Below are 18,360 nucleotides of genomic sequence, written 5' to 3'. Positions count from 1 at the left end.
GAGTCTCTCAGGTATTCCACTTCTGTGTTACATCGATTTAAAAGGGAACAACCATTTCTACATCAATGTGCCTTGAATTGAAAAACCTGAGAGACTCTGAACTGACCAGATATTTAATGAGATTGGTATTAAATATGAAAATGGGCATTGATAATCTATCAATGCCCATTTTACCGATATAAACGCTTAATGTATTAGCGTGTACATTCTTCTAGTAGGTACGCTAAGTGACGGTAAGAAATACCGCTATGTTGCGTTAAGCCAACTTCACACATTCTGTTGGCGTAATAACCCTCTTTGGTTTCGGTTGGGATCAGCTTTTTAATGTTGCGCAATGCACTGGCGTTAATTTCTGGCTTATATAAGCCTTTTTCGCCAGCATAACCACAACAACTGATGCCTTCTGGTAATACAACGTTCTTCGCGCATGCATCGGCAATCGCTTGCTGTTTAGGCTCTAGTTTCATCTTACGGGCACTACATCCTTGATGTAAGGTGACGTTAGACTTTTTAGTAATGGCCATATTGGGTAATAATTTGTCGTGCATAAACTCGACTAAGTCGGTAATTTCTACTTGTGGGTTACCAGTTAACGTACGATAAGTACAAGACAATGCATCAACCACAACAGGGACTTTACCATTGCCAGATAATTTGCTCAGTGTGTCAATAAGCTCATCACGTTTTGCATCAGCATTTTTAAAGTCACCTTTTGATTCCCACATTTGACCGCAACATAAACTGCGAGTGTTTTCTGGGATGATCACATTGTAGCCAGCGCGTTCAAGTAGAGTGATGACCACTTCAGGCAGCGTACGGTTGTCAGGATCTTTTGGCGTTGGCCCAAATGTTCTGCCACCGCAAGCGGGGAAGTATAAAACCGTTGGCTGATCTTGTTTATGCGCAGAAGGCTTAGCGACTTTGCCACCTTTAGGGAAGTCTGGATTCCAATATGGGACTTCTTTTGAGATTAAACGACCTGCTTTCATTAGTGAGTTGGTGATGCCATCGCCTGTCACTTTATGCACAATGCCTAAAATGTCAAAACCGGTGCTGATCACTTGGTTTACCGCACCAAAGTGTTTAGCTTGGAAGTCGAGCACTTTTTGTTCGGTTGTTGTGATGTACGGTGTACGTAATTTACGCACTAACTGACCCATGCTGTTATCAACAGGGCAGGCAATTGTGCATAACTGACAAGCGGCACAAGTATCAATAACATCATATTTAGAGCTAGCACGCATTTCAGCTGCGGCTTGTTTGTCACCTGAGTGCTCTAAACGTTCAATTTCCCGTAGTACCGCGATACGTTGACGAGGTGAAAAATTCAGTGCCGATGTTGGGCAAGTTTTTTCACAGAAACCGCACTCAATACATTTATCGACAAAATCATCAACGATTGGGCAAGGCTTAATGTTTTTAATATGTACTTGGTCGTCATCATTTAGAATGACACCAGGATTGAGCAAACCATTTGGATCGAAAATCTGCTTAATTTGTTTCATTAAGGTATAGGCATCGCTGCCCCATTCCATTTCAACAAATGGTGCAACCGCTCGTCCAGTACCATGTTCAGCTTTCATTGAGCCATCGTACTTATTGATAACCATTTCGGCTACATCTTGCATAAAGCTGTGGAAACGGTCGATGTCGCCTTGTGATGCAAACGTTGGAGTAATAATGAAATGGAAATTACCTGCTAGCGCATGGCCATAAATTACCCCTTCAGGGTAACCGTGCTTATGGAATAATGCAGTTAGGTCTGCTGCTGCACTGGCTAAATGTTGTAATTCGAATGCAACATCTTCAATAATAACCGATGTTCCTTTAGGTCTTGCGCCACCAATAATCGGGAACAAACCAGAACGCATGGCCCAATATTTCCCGAATACAGCGGGATCATTACTGAACTCAATAGGACGTTCAGTGTCAATGTGAGCAATCTTTGTGATCACATCTTGAGTGTATTGGGCTAACGTTTCAGGATCATTCGCGCGGCACTCAATTAATAGAATGGCGGAACCTTCAGGTAAATCACTTAGCCACTCAGGCATGCCCGTTTTACCGGTTACTGATTTAATTGATGCCCAATCAAGTAATTCTGCTGCGGCGACACTATCACCTTTGATTGGAGGGATTGCGCTTGCGGCATCTTCCATATTGAAGAACACTGCCATGGCAGAAGCTTTAAACTGAGCTTCCTCTACAGTGTGATAAGTCACTTCATTAACAAATGCGAGTGTACCTTCTGAACCGACAATTAAGTGATTAATCAAATCAAATGGGTCACTGAAGTCTACAAGTGCATTAATACTGTAACCTGTGGTGTTTTTAATCGAAAATTTCTTACGGATCCGAGCTGAAAGTGTCGGATTATTCTGGGTGAGCTGTGCCAAATCTGTTAACGCGGCAAGCAATGCTGGATGAGACTGGCTAAATGCAGTCTTAGAGTCAGAGCAACCAGTATCAAGTTCAGTACCGTCGGCAAACATCAATTTAGCCGACTTAATGGTTTGATAACTGTTTTGTGCAGTACCACAACACATTCCAGATGCATTATTGGCTACCATGCCTGCGATTTTAGCCGAGGCTAAAGTTGCTGGGTCTGGACCAATTTTTTTATTGAAAGGTTTCAGTGCCATGTTGGCATCAGAACCAATCACCGCAGCACCAAGGGTTATCGATGTTCTATCTTCACTGATATCAATATTTCTAAAGCCATCATGGCCCAGAATAAGCAAAATACCTTCACCAATGGCTTGGCCTGATAAACTCGTACCAGCAGCACGAAAGGTTACCGGCACATTATGTGCTTTGGCGATATTAAGGGTTATTTTTACTTGTTCTGGCGTATCAGCATGCACCACAATTTCGGGTACAATTCGGAAATAACTGGCATCAGTTGACCAAGCAAAACGACGTACAGGATCATTAGATACCGCATGACTGCCTAGCTGTGATGTTAATGTATCCATCACTACTTGATAATTTATAGTCATAACATGCTCTCTTAACACTTAAATGAGCAGCAGGCAAAGTTGCCTGCTGCTTTATATTGTTATCGTTAGAATAGAAACAGCTTTACTGTGAATTAAAATCCACCCCAGATAACTGCAATTGTGCCTGCAACTAGGGCGTAACCTAGTGCGATAGGCATTGTTTTACGAATAATTTCAGATTCACGTCCAGCCATACCAACAACTGTGGCTGCTGCAACTACGTTCATCACACACATCATATTACCCGCGTTAGCCCCAATACCTTGGAGTGCTAATGCTAATGCGTGGTTCATACCAATGTTGTCGGCAACAGAATATTGTAGACCCGAGAACATCATGTTTGAGAAGGTGGCTGAACCAGAAAGGAATGCACCGAAAATCCCCACAATAGGTGAAACCCAAGCCCATACAGACCCCATGCTACTAGCCAGTAAGTCTGCAAGTGCAACAGGCATAGACGCTAGGCCTGCACCATTTTCACCAGAGTTAAGGAATATTTTCACCATAGGCACAGAAGCACCTAATGAAATAATCGTTGGTAGCATTGATTTACACGATACAGAAATTGATTGCTTCATTGCAGTAGGTTTCATTTTAAATAGCACAAAGCCAAATAAACACACAACAACAAAGAAGATACCAGGAGCATAGAAAGTGGCGAACCCCGCTTTTAATTCAGTACCTAACAATCCGGTCCAACTGATGTTAAAGCTGGTTAACCAACTTTTAAATGGACCAATAACACGTGATAACACTAACAGTGAAGCCATGATGATGTATGGAGACCACGCTGCAATCTGTGAGAATTTAACCGGCGTTTGCTCAATTGTTAATTCTTCTTCAGACTTGTTATCATTTTCGCTGAAGTCACACCAAGGCTGAGATGGCAGTAACCAACCTTTTCTTGCAACAGGGATAACTAACGCCATGCCCACAAGTGCGCCAATAACTGATGGGAATTCAGGACCTGCGAGGTAGTTAATTAACCATGCTGGCAGGGTAAAGGCGAAACCTGCAAAGATGGCGAATTTCCAAATTTGTAGACCTTCTTTTATTGACTTGTTACGGCCAAAGAAACCTGTTAATACACAAACCATCACTAATGGAATTAATGAACCAGTAATTAAGTCAATGCTGATCATATGCTTAGCAATAAACTGAGCATAACCTGCAAACGTGCCACCATGTTCTGCAAATTGAGCTGCAGCCATGTTAACACCACCTTCTGTAAGGCCTTGTTCCATACCAAACAATACCGGTAAGCCAATTGCACCAAATGACACTGAGGTTGAATCAGCAATCAAAGCTACCACTGCAGCTGCAATGGGAGGGATGCCTAATAATACGAGTAGCGGTGCTCCAATAGCGGCTGGAGTACCAAAACCTGCTGAACCTTCGATAAATGATCCAAACAACCAGCAAATAATCACAACTTGAACCCGAGCATCTGCGCTAATGTTGGTAAAACCAGCACGAATGGTGTCCATGGCACCAGAATATTTTAGAGTATTGAGTAGAAACACAGCTCCAAAAATAATGGTAAGCGGTGTTAATGCAGAAAGGAGTCCTTCAACAACCGAAGCGGCAAGTAGTTGCGTGTCCATTTGCCATATAAAAACTGCCGCAAGTCCAGTGGCAATCATTGATATTGGCATCGCTTTGGATGCCGGTAAGCGCATTAGTACTAAAAATACCATTACGCTAATAATGGGCGTTAAGCTTGCTAGTAACTGTAATATTGTCATGCATACCTCTGGTATTGCTAGTTGTGGGTATTAAGTTATTATTTGTTAGCATCACGCTAACTAGGGCGTAATAGACGTTATTTAAGTGTTAAAAGAGTTGATCGAGATCATCTAATACACGAGAAAGAGTATTAGCTGGTAGAAGTGAGACATGTATCAGATAACCGATCTGGAGCACTCGTTTTAGATCACATTTTTTAAAGGTGGAAATATTCATAGTCATAAAGCCAAGCGGTTGAACGATTGACTTTATGATAAGGTTAATTAGCTATTGCGAATGTGAAGAGGTTCACGTGATAGGTGTTTAAGGTGTGATGGAGTTCAAAATGTTAAAAAAGTTTACTGCCCCAGCCTAATTTATTCCGCAATACATGGAAATAATTATGTCCTTTTGGGTGGATCAGTCTGAGTCGTTCATTAGAGCGGCGAATAAATATTTCATCCCCTGGCAATACGGCCAAATGAACATGACCATCACAACTGACTTCAAGGTTTTCACCGTTATTAGGCGACACTACTAATTTTATGGTGCTGCAGGCATCAACCACAATAGGGCGGCATGATAGCGTGTGAGGAAACATAGGCACTAGAATAAGCGCTTGTAAATTGGGTGTTAAAATAGAGCCGCCAGCAGATAATGAATATGCAGTAGAGCCAGTAGGTGTCGATACGATCATGCCATCTGCACGTTGGCTATACATAAATTGCTCATCAATATAAACTTCAAATTGGATCATATGAGCAATTTTACCTGGGTGAAGCACTGCTTCATTTACGGCGGTATTGCTGGAGGTGATTTTACCGTGACGATGGACCTCCGCTTCAAGTAAAAAGCGATGTTCAGTTTCAAACTCACCATCTAAAACCTTTGACAAGGCATCTTCAAAGTTGTCAGGGGGGAGGTCGGTTAAAAAACCTAGATTGCCACGATTAACGCCAATTACCGCAACATCAAAACGTGCCAGAACTCTAGCAGCACCCAACATATTGCCATCTCCGCCAACCACAATGGCTAAGTCGCAATGTTCTCCCATTTCCAGAAGATCCATTGAGCATACGTCTGGTCCTAATTCGGCAGATACACGGTCTTCAACAATGACCTTAAAACCTTGCATATTTAGCCAATAATGTAATCGGGTAAGTGTAAGGTTAGTTCCTTGGTGATGTGGTTTACCGATGAGTCCGATAGTCTGGAACATTTTAGTCATATTCGAGTTTGTTATGCCTTTAGGCCTTGAAACATAGGAATTGATCCCCATAATATACTCAAACTTATTAAAAGTGTGAAATTTGCTGTTAATTTCTCAGTAAAGGCCACTTTATTTATTGTCGTAGAATGTAACATTACGCATTTTTTAGCTGGAGTGAAAATGAGCAACGAATCGAACAACACATCGCAAGATCAAGTGGAAGACGTCATCACACCTGAAGTCGCGGCTGATGAAGCAAGTTTGATGGATGAATTAACCCAAGCCAATTTTCGCATTGAAGAATTAGAGCAATTACTTGCAGAGTCTGAAACTGCGTTGGCTGAGCGCAAAGATGTTGAAATGCGTGCTGCTGCAGAAACACAGAATATTCGTACTCGCGCAGCCAAAGATGTCGAACAAGCACGTAAGTTTGCTTTAGAAAAATTTGCTAACGAATTATTGCCTGTGATTGACAATATGGAACGCGCCTTACAGGGAACGAATCCTGAGGATGAAGCGACCAAAGCGATTTATGAAGGTGTTGAACTGACCATGAAAGGCTTTTTAACCTCGGTTGAAAAGTTTGGTGTGACCCAAGTTAATCCACTTGGACAAGCATTTAATCCTGAGCATCATCAAGCAATCGGCATGCAGCCAAGTGCTGAGTATCCAGCCAATACTGTCATGATGGTAATGCAGAAAGGTTACTTGCTAAACGACCGTTTATTGCGCCCTGCTATGGTAATGGTTTCGCAAGGTGGCAATAGCGTGGATATTGAAGCATAAGTTTATCGCCACACGATAACAAATACAAAAAAGGACTGAATTTTCAGTCCTTTTTTATTAAGTCTATGTTGAACATATTAAATAAACGATTGAATTTGAGATAAAATTCCAGCCGCATCAAGTTGTAACTCTGCGGTAATTTCATCTGGTGCACCGTGTTTAATAAACTCATCAGGCAAACCAATCTGCAATACTGGTTTCACAATACGCATTTTTTGCAATGCCTCAATAACGCCAGAACCTGCACCGCCAATAATGGCATTCTCTTCAACAGTTACAATGACATTATGGGTATTGGCGAGTTGTTCAAGTAAGCTCAAATCAAGTGGCTTAACAAAGCGCATATCGGCAATTGTAGCATCGAGCTTTTCAGCTGCATCGGTTGCAGCAGCGAGTGTGGTGCCAAAGTTAATGATCGCAATTTTTTGGCCTTGGCGGGTTAATATCCCTTTGCCAATCGGCATACACGTCATGGTTTCAACTTGTTCAGCGCCTGTTGCAAATCCCCTAGGGTAACGTACTGCGGTTGGACCATCTTGGTAGCAATAGCCTGTGTACAGCATTTGGCGACATTCATTTTCATCAGATGGCGCCATAATCACCATGTTGGGAATACAGCGCATAAAACTTAAATCAAACGCGCCTTGGTGTGTAGGACCATCGGCGCCAACAATACCACCACGATCAATGGCGAATAATACAGGTAGGCGTTGTAATGCAACGTCATGGATTAATTGATCATAACCGCGTTGTAAAAAGGTCGAGTAAATAGCTACGACTGGCTTAAGGCCTTCACAAGCAAAACCTGCGCCTAGTGTCACGGCATGTTGCTCAGCAATAGCGGCGTCAAAGTATTGAGTAGGAAAACGTTGCGAAAACTCAACCATGCCTGAACCTTCACGCATAGCGGGGGTGATAGCGACTAATTTATCATCTTGCGCTGCCATATCGCATAACCATTTACCAAACACTTGCGAGAAAGTCGGTAACCCAGGTTTAGTGGCGGGTTTTTTAAATTGGCTTGGGTCAAATTTTGGGACGGCATGCCAACCGATAGGGTCTTTTTCTGCAGGTTCATAACCACGACCTTTTTTGGTCATAATATGCAGTATTTGCGGCCCTTTAAGGTTACGCATATTGCGCATAGTTTCAACAAGAGAATCAACATCATGGCCATCAATTGGGCCAATATAGTTAAACCCTAGTTCTTCAAACAATGTTGCTGGCACAACCATTCCTTTGAGGTGCTCTTCAGTACGCCGAGCCATTTCTTTGATAACAGGCATCCCTTTAAGGACTTTTTTACTGTTTTCGCGAATAGTGGTGTAAAAACGACCTGACATCAATTGTGCTAGATGGTTGTTAAGTGCGCCAACGTTTTCTGAAATTGACATTTCATTGTCGTTTAGCACAACAAGCATGTCTTTGTGGAGATCGCCTGCGTGATTCATCGCCTCAAACACCATGCCTCCAGTCATAGCACCATCACCGATAACGGCAACAACTTTACGACCCGCAGCTTCTTTGTCTGCGGCAACGGCCATGGCAAGAGCCGCACTGATTGAAGTACCAGAATGACCAACACTAAAAGTATCGTATGGGCTTTCTTCACGCCAAGGAAAAGGATGCAGACCATTTTTTTGCCTAATGGTATGCATGCGCTCACGGCGGTCAGTTAAAATTTTATGTGGGTACGCTTGGTGGCCAACATCCCATACTAATCGATCAAATGGGGTGTTATAGACATAATGAAGTGCCACAGTTAATTCAACTGTGCCTAAGCCAGAAGCAAAGTGTCCGCTAGAAATAGCCACAGACTCAAGTAAGAATTGTCTAAGTTCATCAGACACTTGTGGAAGTAAACCTTGAGGTAACTTCCTTAATTCTTCTGGTGTATTAGCTTTTGCTAGTACTGGGAATTTAGAAATATCGAAACTCATAGCGAGATTTTCTGACTCTTTATTATAATCTTCGCTCAATAATATAGTGGGCGAAGTCTGCAATTAACTGGCTATTGTATGGTAATTTAGTCAGCGCTGATAGTGCATCTTGTATTAGTTGTTCTGCACAGGCTTTAGCACCATCGAGACCTAGTAATTTCGGGAAGGTGCTTTTATTCGATTGTTGATCGCTGCCTTGTGGTTTGCCTAGCTCTTCGGTGCTGGCGATGATATCTAAAATATCATCTTGTACTTGAAATGCTAATCCGAGCGTTTGGGCATATTTCATCATCAGTTGATAGTGTGCGTCTGGTATATTCGCAGCGATTAACGCTAGCTCAACAGCACAACTGATTAACGCTCCGGTTTTTTTGTTATGTAACTCAGTTAACCTACTTAATTCAATACTGTGATCAGTCGAACTAAGATCAATCGCTTGTCCGCCACACATACCTTGATAACCAGAGGCTCTTGCTAATACTCTAACCATGGCTAGCTGTTGCGTCGGTGCTAAGTGATCAGATGGTTCGGTGATTATTTCAAAGGCCAATGTTTGCAGTGCATCGCCAGCAAGAATAGCGGTCGCTTCATCAAATGCAATATGAACCGTAGGCTGGCCACGACGAAGCGCATCATTATCCATTGCGGGTAAGTCATCGTGTATTAACGAGTAGGCGTGAATGCACTCAATTGCAGCGGCCGCTTTGTCAAGTGCATTAATATTTACCCCAAGCATGTCACCTACACTGTAGACTAAAAAAGGCCTAATGCGTTTACCACCCAATAATGCCCCATGAAGCATGGCTGCTTTTAAGTCGGGCGCAGCATCATCGAGCAGGGTTAAATGTTGGTTAAGAATACCATTAACGCGGGTTTGGTATGTTTTTATCGCTTCAGCTAGCACCTATTTAAGCCCTATTATTTAATACACACTTTTTTGACAGTTATTCATTTTCAATTGTGAACGGTGCTAGTTCAGCATCATCTTCATTTAATAATATAGAGACTTTTTGCTGCGCTTGCTCAAGCTTATTTTGGCTTTGACGAACTAATTTTATGCCGCGCTCAAATTGTTTTAGTGCGTCATCTAGTGACACTTCGCCTTGCTCTAAATGCGCCACGATGGTTTCAAGTTCAGTTAGTGATTGTTCAAAACTGAGGTTTTCTGGTTTTTTAGCCACAATTATCATTCCTTTCATTCAGCGTGTGACAAGGTATATCAGCCCAACGTATCGGTCAAATACAGTCGCTGGATATTTGCTCAACAGCACGCTTTGTTATTGAATTTTGTTTAGAATGTGTAAAAACAAGCTAAACTTGAGCCGAGTTTGTCCGATAAGTAGTTATGATTTGTGATTGTTAGCGTAAAATAGTATTGAAAATTGTGCGGTAATACATAACGATGGATAACATTGTTTATACAATATGGTGTCTGGCTATTCAGGTTATATACTGTGAGCTGAACATAAGCAGCGTAATGACTGCGGTTGAGGAGATGTTGTGGATTTAGCTACCCTAATAGGTATTATCGGTGCTTTTGCATTTATTATTGGCGCGATGGCCACCAGTGGCGGTGTTGGCTTATTTATCGATGTACCGTCAATTCTGATTGTTGTGGCAGGCTCTTTATTTGTTGTGATGATGAAATTTAACCTAAAGCAATTTTTAGGTTCAATTAAGATTGGTTTAAAAGCTTTTATGTTCAAATTGGATAAACCCGAAGATTTGATTGAGCAGTCGGTTACGATGGCTGATGCGGCTCGTAAAGGGGGATTCTTAGCATTAGAAGAAGCGGTAATTACCAATAGTTTTATGCAAAAAGCGATTGATATGCTGGTTGATGGTCATGATGCCGATGTGGTGCGAAATGCGCTTGAAAAAGACATTGCGTTGACAGAAGAGCGACATAAAGCCGGGATTGGTATTTTTAAAGCCATGGGTGATGTTGCTCCCGCGATGGGAATGATTGGTACCCTAGTGGGTCTAGTGGCGATGTTATCTAACATGGATGACCCTAAATCCATTGGTCCTTCAATGGCTGTGGCACTATTAACGACGCTTTATGGTGCAATGATTGCAAACATGATTGCAATCCCTATGGCGGATAAGTTGTCATTGCGCATGAATGAAGAATTGCTTAATCGTTATTTAATTATGGATGCGGTGTTAGCGATTCAAGATGGTCAAAACCCTCGAGTGATAGAAGGCTTTTTAAAGAATTATTTAGCAGAAAAACTGCGTAATATCGACACAACGGACGGAGAGTAACTCATGGCTAAGGCCAAGTGTGATTGTCCACCTGCAGGGGCCCCTATGTGGCTTGCGACGTTTGCTGATTTAATGTCGTTGCTAATGTGTTTTTTCGTATTATTATTAGCGTTTTCTGAAATGGACGTGATGAAGTTTAAGCAAATCGCTGGTTCAATGAAGTATGCATTTGGTGTACAAAATAAAGTTGAAGTAAAGGATATTCCTAAGGGGACCTCGGTAATCGCACTTGAATTTCGCCCTGGTCGTCCTGATCCCACCCCCATTGAAATTATTAATCAACAAACCAATGAAATGACCCAGCCGACGATAGAATATCAGGCTGGTGAAGAAGACAGTGCTGGTGGCACTCAAAAACAAAGTGGTGAACAACGTGGGGGAAATGCCGCCGCAACGGCTCAGCAAGAAGCTGAAGCTGTTAAAAAAGATGCCGCTTCTTCACAAGAGAACATTAACGAGCAAGTTAAAAAAATGGCCGAAAAGCTCAATGAAGAGATTGTTGATGGTGCCATTGAAATTGAATCATTAGGTCAGCAAATTATTATTCGAATTCGTGAAAAAGGCTCTTTTGCATCTGGTTCTGGCTTTCTACAACCTAAGTTTAAGCCGATTGTGCGATCAATTGGTGAGCTGTTAAAGGATGTCCCTGGGATTGTTACCGTGTCTGGTCATACAGATGGTGCCGATATTAGTAACGAGCTGTACAGTTCTAATTGGGCATTATCAAGTCAACGGGCTGTTTCGGTGGCCCATGAACTAAGAAGAGTGCCTGGTTTTGATGAGACGCGTATGAAAGTGGTTGGTGAGGCTTCTAATCATCCTTTGGTTGCGAATGATACAAAAGAGAATCAAGCCAGAAACCGTCGTGTCGAAATTTCTATTGAGCAAGGTAAACCTAAAGAGTCGAATGAAATAATCGTTACTGAATAATTCTTTTTGTGAATAAACACAGACGCAATCTCTTGGTACTAAAAGAGGTTGCGTTTTTGTTTTAAGTATAAGTATTAAGCTATGAATCCTGTTATACCAATCTCATTAAATATCTGGTCAGTTCAGAGTCTCTCAGGTTTTTCAATTCAAGGCACATTGATGTAGAAATGGTTGTTGCCTTTTAAATCGATGTAACACAGAAGTGAAATACCTGAGAGACTCCATTCTGGCGGGTTTCAAAGTCCTTTATGCTTCGTTAGATGCTTTCAAAATACGACTGCATGGTCTATTTTTTTCCATAAAAAATAAGACATTCCCACCATCCATAGCGGTCAGATGCTGGAGGTAGAGTAACGCAGGAGCTTGTTACCGAGGATCACTATTCGCTTCAATCATCTGCCTTGCCTACAGCGCTTTGAACTCCCGCTGAAAGATCACATCTTTAATAGGATTGGTATTATTAGGTCTAACAAATGGCAGATAAAAAAGTGAATATGTTTGGTTAATAGTCATCCTTTGGTATAATCCGCGAATTATTGCATATGCTGAGTGATCCACTTGATGTCATGAACAAATCGAGTGTACCAAGCTTTGCTTTTTTTTAATTTATTATCAACGTATTATACCAATTTCACTTAGCGATACTGAATGTAGTGCTATTAAGATGGTGATACCTGCGGACGCCCCATGAAGTTTATTGTAAAGCTATACCCTGAAATAATGATGAAGAGCAAGTCGGTAAGAATGCGCTTTACCAAAATGCTTGAAACCAATATACGTAATGTACTTAAAAAAGTGGATGACGATGCCAAAGTACAACGTTTATATGATCGTATTTTAGTGAAAGTACCGAGCGATAAACCCCAATTATGCGACGCTTTTGCTGAACGCTTAGCGTGTATCCCTGGTATTGCCCATGTTGTGCAAGTGAGTGAATACAGTTTTGATTCGATGGATCATATCTATCAGCAAGTATTACCCAAATACCGTGATGAAATAGCCGGAAAAACCTTTTGCGTCCGTGTTAAACGTTCTGGGAAACATGATTTTAATTCAATTGATGTTGAGCGTTATGTGGGCGGTGGATTAAATCAGCACACAGAAGCTCTTGGGGTGAAACTTAAAAACCCAGATGTGACGGTTAACCTAGAGATTGACCAAGATAAGCTTTATATGGTGGAACGTCGCATTGAAGGCTTAGGTGGTTTCCCTATGGCGACACAAGAAGATGTACTGTCGCTTATTTCTGGTGGTTTTGATTCTGGCGTGTCGAGTTTTCAGTTTATCAAAAAGGGAGCTCGTACCCATTATTGCTTTTTCAATTTAGGCGGCGCTCAACACGAGATTGGTGTTAAACAAGTCGCTTATCACCTTTGGAAAAAATACGGCGAGTCACATAAGGTCCGTTTTGTGTCAGTGCCATTTGAGCCAGTTGTTGAAGAAATTCTTGAGCGTATTGATAATGGTCAAATGGGAGTCGTGTTAAAACGTGTGATGATGCGGGCTGCAACTCGCATAGCAGATAAATATGGCATTCAAGCACTCGTTACTGGAGAAAGTTTAGGGCAAGTTTCTAGCCAAACGTTGACTAACTTGAATGTGATTGATCGCAGCACTGAATTATTGATTTTACGTCCGCTTATTGCAATGGACAAACAAGATATCATTAATCAAAGTCGTATTATTGGTACTGAAGATTTTGCGAAGTCTATTCCTGAATATTGCGGTGTGATTTCACAAAAACCGACGGTTAAAGCCGTTTTATCTAAGGTTGAAGCTGAGGAGCTGAAATTCTCTGAAGATTTAATCGACCGTGTTGTTGCTTCTGCCGTGGTGATGGATATTCGTGATATTGAAGCAGAAATGAATCAACAAGTGACCGAGACTGAGACGGTTAAAGACGTGGCTTCCGGTGAGATTGTTATTGATGTTCGTGCACCTGAAGAAGAAGAGAGAAAACCATTAGAGATTGATAATGTAATGGTTAAAGCGATCCCTTTCTTTAAGTTGGCGACACAATTTGCAGACTTAGACAAAAGTAAAACGTATTTACTGTATTGCGATCGTGGCGTTATGAGTAAACTACAAGCCTTGTACTTAATTGAACAAGGTTACACCAATGTAAAAGTTTACCGTCCTTAAACGTTGTGACTAATACCAATCTCATTAAATATCTGGTCAGTTCAGAGTTTCTCAGGTTTTTCAATTCAAGGCACATTGATGTAGAAATGGTTGTTCCCTTTTTAATCGATGTAACGCAGAAGTGGAATACCTGAGAGACTCCATTTTGGCGGGTTTCAAAGTCCTTTATGCTTCGTTAGATGCTTTCAAAATACGACGGCATGGTCTTTTTTTTCCATAAAAAATAAGACATTCCCACCCTCCATGGCGATCAGATGCTGGAGGTAGAGTAACGCAGGAGCTTGTTACCGAAGATCACTATTCGCTTCAATCATCTGCCTTGCCTACAGCACGTTGAACTCCCGCTGAAAGATCACATATTTAATAGGATTGGTATAATACCGTTATGTATGTCGTTATCCCTTTCACTATTTGACGAATGACGGACAATAAAAAACCGCATTTAATGCGGTTTTTTATTGTGTCTGTGGCAGACTTTTGCTGACTAATGTCAGTTTGCTTGAGCTGTGTCTAAAGTTTTTTGTTGTTCTTCATTGTCAGCCACTAAAATACTGTTAACATCATCAATAATATCAATTTGCATGGCTTCAATACTTTGTGATAATTCAGCATGCAAATCGACCATGTCGATGGGTTCTAATTCAGTCGCTTGAACTGTTGTTAATCCTAAAAAGGATGTTAGGGTTACGGCAAAAATCGTGTTTAGGTTGAACATAGGGGAGAGCCTCCAGGCTAATCAATTACAATTGCCGGACTATCCCGTTTACGTCGTAGAGATTGTCCAACTGTATTTTCAATGATGCTAATTTAACCAAACACAGTGTTCTTTACAAACGACAAAAAATAACGATAATCATTAGAAAAACTAATTAAAAAACGAGAGATTGATCACTATGTCTAGACGTTTACCTCCTTTGAATGCCATCAAAGCATTTGAAGCTGCAGCAAGACATTTGAGCTTTACCCGCGCCGCAGAAGAGTTGTTTGTTACACAGGCAGCTGTAAGCCATCAAATTAAGGCATTAGAAGATTTTTTAGGGCTAAAATTGTTTAGACGAAAAAATAGATCATTATTGTTAACAGAAGAAGGTCAAAGCTACTTTTTAGACATTAAGGATATTTTTATCGAGCTAGGTGAGGCCACTAATCGTCTGCTTGCTCGAAGTGCAGTGGGTTCATTAACGGTCAGTATGTCTCCTAGTTTTGCTATTCAATGGTTAGTCCCGCGTTTAGCTAAATTTAGTGAGAAAAACCCTGATATTGATGTGCGCATTAAAGCCGTGGACAGTGATACAAGTTCGTTAACTGACGATGTTGACGTTGCCATTTATTATGGCCAAGGTAACTGGCAAGGGCTTAGGGCCGATAAACTGCGCAATGAAGTGTTGATACCTGTTTGTTCACCATTATTACTTAATGGCCCTAAGCCATTAACCCAACCAAGCGATTTAAAGTTTCATACACTACTGCACGATTCCAGCCGTCAAGATTGGCAAGCTTGGTTTAGGCAATGTGGTGTAACCGATATTAATGTCAATCAAGGACCTATTTTTAGTCATTCGTCGCTAGTGCTACAGGCTGCTGCACATGGTCAAGGTGTGGCGTTAGGTTATAGCGTGTTGGCAAGGCCAGATATTAAAGCGGGACGACTGATCTGTCCGTTTTCGGAGGTATTGGTGAGTAAAGATGCTTACTACTTAGTGTGCCAACAAAACCATTCCGAAATCGGTAAGATTTCAGCTTTTAGAGAATGGATGGTAGACATGTTTGCAGAGGAGTCTCGTAGTGAATTGCTCACCGGATAGCACATTTATGTTAGCCAAAGACTCTTTATTACAAGGTCCCAAAAGCGATACATTGATTATTTTTTCTCATGGTGCAGGAGCTAATATGCACCATGAATTTATGGTTAATATGACCGATAAACTTATTGAGAAAGGTTTTCAAGTTTATCGATTTAATTTTTTGTATATGCAAGCCAACATGCAAGATGGCAAACGACGTCCACCAGACAGAGCCCCTAAACTTTTAGGCCATTTCGAACAAGTATTGGTTGATGTAAATGACAAAATACAACAAGGATTGATTAACCCTAAACGCATTATTTTAATGGGTAAATCAATGGGCGGTCGTATGTCTGCGATATTAACCAGTAATGAGCATAAGTTTGAATCGACAGTCGCTAAAACACTGGCAAGTAAAATTACAGCGGTTGTGTGTTTAGGTTATCCGTTTATTCCACTCAAAGGTGGTGAGCCACGTTTAATACCCATTCAAACCAATCCATTACCTTTACTCATCGTTCAAGGTGAACGAGATAAGTTTGGTCATTATCATCAAGTACCATTATGGCAACTTAGTGAACAAACACAGTTGTGTTGGATAAATGATGGTGATCATAGCCTACAACCTCGAAAATCCTCCGGATATACACTTGAAGGCAATTTACGGTTGGCTGTAGCGCGTATTGAGCAGTTTGTTCATTCGTTGTCGGTATAATGAGTTTGTAAACGATAGTCTATTTTGCCGTTAACAGTAGGGAGATAAAATGAATAAAGGCTTATTATTATTGGCCACATTAAGTGGTTTCTTGGCTGTATCATTGGGTGCTTTTGCTGCCCATGGACTAAAAGCTGTTGCACCACCAGAGCTTGTGAGTATTTTTAAACTTGGGGTTGAATATCAGTTTTATCATACCTTTGGATTAATCGCATTGGCTTTTTCGGGCCATTGGATTACATCAAAATTGCTTGATTGGGCAGCTTATAGCTTCATTGCAGGGATCATCCTATTTTCTGGTTCGCTGTATGTTTATGCATTTACTGGGGCTAAGTGGATTGGTCCAATTACCCCAATAGGTGGCCTATGCTTCCTTTTTGGCTGGCTTTTATTTGGTGTGGCAATTTGGCAATCTAAGTCTACTGAACAATCACTAGGCTAAATTCTCCCTCCTTGGTTTTTTTTGGGTATAATAGCGGGATTATTGTCTCGCTATCATTATGCGATCATCCTTACGCTAAGGTTCCAAATGAAAAACCTATTCCTATTCTGTCGCTCAGGCTACGAGAAAGACTGTGCGGCAGAAATTCAACAACGTGCAGCAGAGCTAAATGTGGGTGGATTTGTTAAAACTAACACCAATGATGCTTATGTAATTTATCAATGTTTTGATGAGGATGGAGCTGATACGTTAGCCAAGGAATTGGAACTTAGTTCATTGATTTTTGCTCGCCAAATGTTTGCTGCGGGTGAGTTGTTGAGTGATTTACCTGAACAAGATCGTGTTAGCCCTGTGGTTGCGGCGCTTTCTGAATTATCCAAATGTGGTGAGTTACGTGTTGAGACTCCTGATACTAATGAAGCAAAAGAGTTATCTGGTTTTTGTCGAAAGTTTACCGTACCGTTACGCCAAGGTTTAAAGAAAAGTGGTGCTTTACTCGGGGCAGAAAACAGCCGTCGTCCTGTTATTCATGTTTGCTTTATTGGCCCTGGAAAAGCTTATGCGGGTTATTCGTTAAGCCATAATAGTTCACCATATTTTATGGGGATCCCTCGTTTAAAAATGGCATCCGATGCGCCAAGTCGTTCAAGCCTTAAATTGGATGAAGCCTTCGGTGTATTTTTGACGAAAGAAGAACAAGAGACGCGATGTCGTAGTGGTTTGAATGCAGTCGATTTAGGCGCATGTCCCGGTGGCTGGACTTATCAATTAGTTCGTCGCGGTATGATGGTCGCGGCAATTGATAATGGCCCAATGGACCCTAAATTAATGGAAACCGGTCAGGTTAAGCATTATCGAGCCGATGGTTTCCGCTTTGAACCTCCGCGTAAAAATATCTATTGGTTAGTGTGTGATATGGTTGAAAAGCCTGCACGCGTGGCAGAATTAATGGAAGCCTGGGCAATTAACGGTTGGTTTAAAGAAGCTATTTTTAACCTTAAATTGCCAATGAAGAGCCGCTATAAAGAAGTGAGCACAATTTTAGAAACAATGGCAACCATTTTAACCGAGAATGAAATCGATTTTAAAATGCAGTGTAAACATTTATATCACGACCGTGATGAAGTCACTGTTCATTTGTGGTTATTTCCTGAAAAAGGTGTGAGTTACGCTTAAGTTTACCGACAAAAAAAGCCCCTTGATATTGGCATATCTAGGGGCTTTTTAATTCGTTAACCTCAACTCGGGATAATAATACCAATCCTATTAAATATGTGATCTTTCAGCGGGATTTCAAAGTGCTGTAGGCAAGGCAGATGATTGAAGCGAATAGTGATCCTCGGTAACAAGCTCCTGCGTTACTCTACCTCCAGCATCTGACCGCCATGGATGGTGGGAATGTGTTATTTTTTATGGAAA

The 18,360-nt window shown here is 41.3% G+C and carries 15 protein-coding genes; 8 read left to right on the top strand and 7 right to left on the bottom strand.

The genetic code is table 11. The features are described 5' to 3' along the window. Positions 1 to 194: 194 nt before the first annotated feature. The 3 genes from ACWXWT_RS15470 to nadK form a co-directional block, all read right to left on the bottom strand. Positions 195 to 2,999 (bottom strand): FAD-binding and (Fe-S)-binding domain-containing protein, encoded by a 2,805-nt coding sequence (locus ACWXWT_RS15470; protein ID WP_456042476.1) that lies wholly within the window; start codon positions 2,997 to 2,999, stop codon positions 195 to 197. Between the two features lie 92 nt (positions 3,000 to 3,091). Then, positions 3,092 to 4,744, bottom strand: a complete 1,653-nt coding sequence (locus ACWXWT_RS15465; RefSeq protein WP_456042475.1) for an L-lactate permease — start codon at positions 4,742 to 4,744, stop codon at positions 3,092 to 3,094. 329 nt (positions 4,745 to 5,073) lie between these two features. Beyond that, positions 5,074 to 5,952, bottom strand: coding sequence for an NAD(+) kinase (gene nadK / locus ACWXWT_RS15460; protein WP_456042474.1), 879 nt, complete (start codon positions 5,950 to 5,952; stop codon positions 5,074 to 5,076). 162 nt (positions 5,953 to 6,114) lie between these two features. On the opposite strand from nadK, the gene grpE reads away from it, so the two are divergent. Then, a complete protein-coding gene (gene grpE / locus ACWXWT_RS15455; RefSeq protein WP_456042473.1) occupies positions 6,115 to 6,720 on the top strand; it encodes a nucleotide exchange factor GrpE in 606 nt (201 codons plus the stop codon). Between the two features lie 77 nt (positions 6,721 to 6,797). Here grpE and dxs read toward each other — a convergent pair whose 3' ends face one another. From dxs to xseB, 3 genes are read right to left on the bottom strand one after another with little or no spacing between them, the layout of a single operon-like run. Then, positions 6,798 to 8,660 (bottom strand): 1-deoxy-D-xylulose-5-phosphate synthase, encoded by a 1,863-nt coding sequence (gene dxs, locus ACWXWT_RS15450; RefSeq protein WP_456042472.1) that lies wholly within the window; start codon positions 8,658 to 8,660, stop codon positions 6,798 to 6,800. Between the two features lie 22 nt (positions 8,661 to 8,682). Next, positions 8,683 to 9,564, bottom strand: coding sequence for a (2E,6E)-farnesyl diphosphate synthase (ispA, locus tag ACWXWT_RS15445; protein ID WP_456042471.1), 882 nt, complete (start codon positions 9,562 to 9,564; stop codon positions 8,683 to 8,685). Positions 9,565 to 9,604: 40 nt separating this feature from the next. Beyond that, a complete protein-coding gene (gene xseB / locus ACWXWT_RS15440; protein WP_456042470.1) occupies positions 9,605 to 9,841 on the bottom strand; it encodes an exodeoxyribonuclease VII small subunit in 237 nt (78 codons plus the stop codon). Positions 9,842 to 10,160: 319 nt separating this feature from the next. Here xseB and pomA point away from each other — a divergent pair, with 319 nt between their 5' ends. From pomA to thiI, 3 genes are all read left to right on the top strand, one after another. Further along, complete coding sequence (pomA, locus tag ACWXWT_RS15435) at positions 10,161 to 10,928, top strand: flagellar motor protein PomA (protein ID WP_456042469.1); 768 nt, start codon at positions 10,161 to 10,163, stop codon at positions 10,926 to 10,928. Positions 10,929 to 10,931: 3 nt separating this feature from the next. Continuing rightward, positions 10,932 to 11,858, top strand: coding sequence for a flagellar motor protein MotB (locus ACWXWT_RS15430; RefSeq protein ID WP_456042468.1), 927 nt, complete (start codon positions 10,932 to 10,934; stop codon positions 11,856 to 11,858). 687 nt (positions 11,859 to 12,545) lie between these two features. Continuing rightward, positions 12,546 to 14,000 carry a tRNA uracil 4-sulfurtransferase ThiI gene (gene thiI, locus ACWXWT_RS15425; protein WP_456042467.1) on the top strand — a complete coding sequence of 485 codons (1,455 nt, stop codon included), beginning with the start codon at positions 12,546 to 12,548 and terminating at the stop codon, positions 13,998 to 14,000. Positions 14,001 to 14,490: 490 nt separating this feature from the next. Here thiI and ACWXWT_RS15420 read toward each other — a convergent pair whose 3' ends face one another. Continuing rightward, a complete protein-coding gene (locus ACWXWT_RS15420) occupies positions 14,491 to 14,715 on the bottom strand; it encodes a hypothetical protein (RefSeq protein WP_456042466.1) in 225 nt (74 codons plus the stop codon). Positions 14,716 to 14,893: 178 nt separating this feature from the next. Between ACWXWT_RS15420 and ACWXWT_RS15415 the strand changes: the two genes are divergently transcribed. The 4 genes from ACWXWT_RS15415 to rlmM all read left to right on the top strand — a co-directional run bounded on the left by ACWXWT_RS15415 (position 14,894) and on the right by rlmM (position 18,117). Further along, positions 14,894 to 15,805, top strand: coding sequence for a transcriptional regulator GcvA (locus ACWXWT_RS15415; protein ID WP_456042465.1), 912 nt, complete (start codon positions 14,894 to 14,896; stop codon positions 15,803 to 15,805). Then, positions 15,786 to 16,499, top strand: a complete 714-nt coding sequence (locus tag ACWXWT_RS15410) for an alpha/beta fold hydrolase (protein WP_456042464.1) — start codon at positions 15,786 to 15,788, stop codon at positions 16,497 to 16,499. The genes ACWXWT_RS15415 and ACWXWT_RS15410 overlap by 20 nt, the downstream gene beginning before the upstream one ends. A 49-nt stretch (positions 16,500 to 16,548) precedes the next feature. Beyond that, entirely contained in the window at positions 16,549 to 16,941 is a 393-nt protein-coding gene (locus ACWXWT_RS15405) for a DUF423 domain-containing protein (RefSeq protein ID WP_456042463.1), read from the top strand. Between the two features lie 87 nt (positions 16,942 to 17,028). Next, positions 17,029 to 18,117 (top strand): 23S rRNA (cytidine(2498)-2'-O)-methyltransferase RlmM, encoded by a 1,089-nt coding sequence (gene rlmM, locus ACWXWT_RS15400; protein WP_456042462.1) that lies wholly within the window; start codon positions 17,029 to 17,031, stop codon positions 18,115 to 18,117. Positions 18,118 to 18,360: the final 243 nt, after the last annotated feature.

The organism is Shewanella sp. A22 (genome assembly GCF_053850585.1).
Note: the sequence above shows the minus strand (reverse complement) of the source record. Positions and strands in the feature narration are given on the sequence as shown.